The sequence below is a fragment of the Cupriavidus basilensis genome, from assembly GCF_029335485.1.
Taxonomy (GTDB): Bacteria; Pseudomonadota; Gammaproteobacteria; order Burkholderiales; family Burkholderiaceae; genus Cupriavidus; species Cupriavidus basilensis_E.
Genome location: NZ_JARJLM010000483.1, coordinates 1 through 2,021, shown reverse-complemented (window position 1 = coordinate 2,021; position 2,021 = coordinate 1). Strand labels below are relative to the sequence as shown.

Annotated in this window: 2 protein-coding genes; one reads left to right on the top strand and one right to left on the bottom strand. The window is 64.7% G+C overall.

Going from position 1 to position 2,021, the window contains the following annotated elements:
* Nucleotides 1–164, bottom strand: a 164-nt coding sequence (locus P3W85_RS29655; RefSeq protein ID WP_276267379.1) for a YjfB family protein, incomplete at its 3' end; no start/stop codon positions are given.
* 675 nt (nt 165–839) lie between these two features.
* Between P3W85_RS29655 and serA the strand changes: the two genes are divergently transcribed.
* A partial coding sequence (gene serA, locus P3W85_RS29650; RefSeq protein ID WP_276267378.1) for a phosphoglycerate dehydrogenase occupies nt 840–2,021 on the top strand: 1,182 nt, incomplete at its 3' end.

The window sequence follows — 2,021 nt, the reverse complement described above, 5'->3', positions numbered from 1 at the left end:
ACGTCGATGTTCTGGCCAAGGTGGGGAGGATTGCTGGCGGGGACGCTGGCTTGCGGCATCGAGCCCAGCAGGGCGGCTACATTCTGTGCCTGCAGGTCAAGCGACTTGCGCAGCATCATCACGGGTACCTGATTGGTACCAGCATTGCTCGCGGCGCTGACGATCGAAGCATCTATGGGGGTCCTTTAAGTTGAGTCAGACGGTTGGTGTAAGGCGTCGAGATAAGGATGCAGTCAAGATCAAGATCTGATGACAGCCGGAAGCCGGCAACCTCCCTGGCGATGCCTGGTCGGCTCTGCCCCGCACTGCATCCCCGCAGTCACGCGGCGCTTCCAGCATCCTGGATTGACGGCCATTTTTCGCAAAGCTTTAGCCCCGCGGATGGAATGCCGCGACACCCAGGCGGCGTCCGGAGCGCCCGTGATTGGCCATTCTCCACGCCCGCCGCGGCCCGATCGCGCTGATCGGGATCGTCTCCAGCAGCTTGCTCACTACGCCATTTCGTTCTATTAGTTAGAACCTGGTTCCAAACAAGTCCAGAAGCAGGGCGATTTCCGTCCCGGGGGTTCCCTGAATGCATCCGTGCGATGCGATGCTTGCGCCTTCGTGCGCTACAGCACGCAAATGACGAGATGAATTTGCCATTGGCAGCAATGTGGGTGTTCGGCCGCCAGGCGCCACCTGCGTTACCATGTCTGCGTCTGTTTTCGCGTTGCGCCTGCCTTTGCGCGGCCTCATGACGCTTGCCCGGGTCATCGGCCCTGCGTCACCGCGGCTGCGGCCTGCGCATTGCTGTCCTCTTCGCGCCATTGCGCCATCGTTGCCATCACCGACTCGCCATGACCTCAGCTCTACTGCTTGAAAACATCCATGACACCGCCGTCGAGCGCTTCAAGGAAGCCCACGTCACCGTGGAGCGCCGCACCGGCGCGCTCGCCGGCGATGAACTGCACAACGCGCCGCAGGGTCACCAGATTCTCGGCATCCGCTCGGCCACGCACCTGGGCGCCGCCGAAATCGAGGCGGCCCGCCACCTGGTGGCTATCGGCTGCTTCTGCATCGGCACCTCGCAGGTAGACCTGGACGCGGCGGCCCGGGCGGGCATGCCGGTATTCAATGCGCCGTTCTCGAATACGCGCTCGGTGGCGGAACTGGTGATTGCCGAGGCGATCCTGCTGCTGCGCCGGGTTCCGGAGAAGAACACGATGGCACATGCCGGCAAGTGGGCAAAGGGTGCGACCGGATCCTTCGAGGCGCGCGGCAAGACCATTGCCATCATCGGCTACGGCAATATCGGCTCGCAGGTTGGCGTGCTGGCCGAGGCCATGGGCATGCGCGTGGTGTACTACGATGTGCAGGCCAGGCTGTCCCTGGGTTCGGCGCGCGCGGCGCGCTCGCTGGTGGATGCGGTATCGCAGGCGGATATCGTGACGCTGCACGTGCCGGCTACCGCGCAGACCAAGAAGATGATCGATGCCGACGTGCTCAGCCAGTTCCGGCGCGGCGCGATCCTGATCAATGCCTCGCGCGGCACGGTGGTGGATATCGACGCGCTGCGCGCGGCGTGCGACGCGAACCATATCGCCGGGCTGGCGATCGACGTCTTCCCCGAAGAACCCAAGACCAACGCGGACCGCTTCACCAGCCCGCTGCAGGGTGTGCCCAACGCCATCCTGACACCGCATATCGGCGGCAGCACGGAAGAGGCGCAGGAGAATATCGGCACCGAGGTCGCAACCAAGCTGATTGCCTTCCTCAGGACGGGCGACACCATCGGCGCGGTCAATTTCCCCGAGGTCAGCCCGGGCCCGCTGACCTCGCCCGCGCGGCTGCTGAACGTGCACGGCAACGCGCCGGGCGCGCTCGCCACGCTCAATACGCTGCTGGCGCACGACGGCGTCAACATCGTGGCGCAGCACCTGCAAACCCGCGGCCAGACCGGCTACGTGGTCACCGATCTTGACCGCGTGCCGTCGCCGGCGCTGATTGCCGCGCTGGATGCGGAAACGGCCTTTATCCGC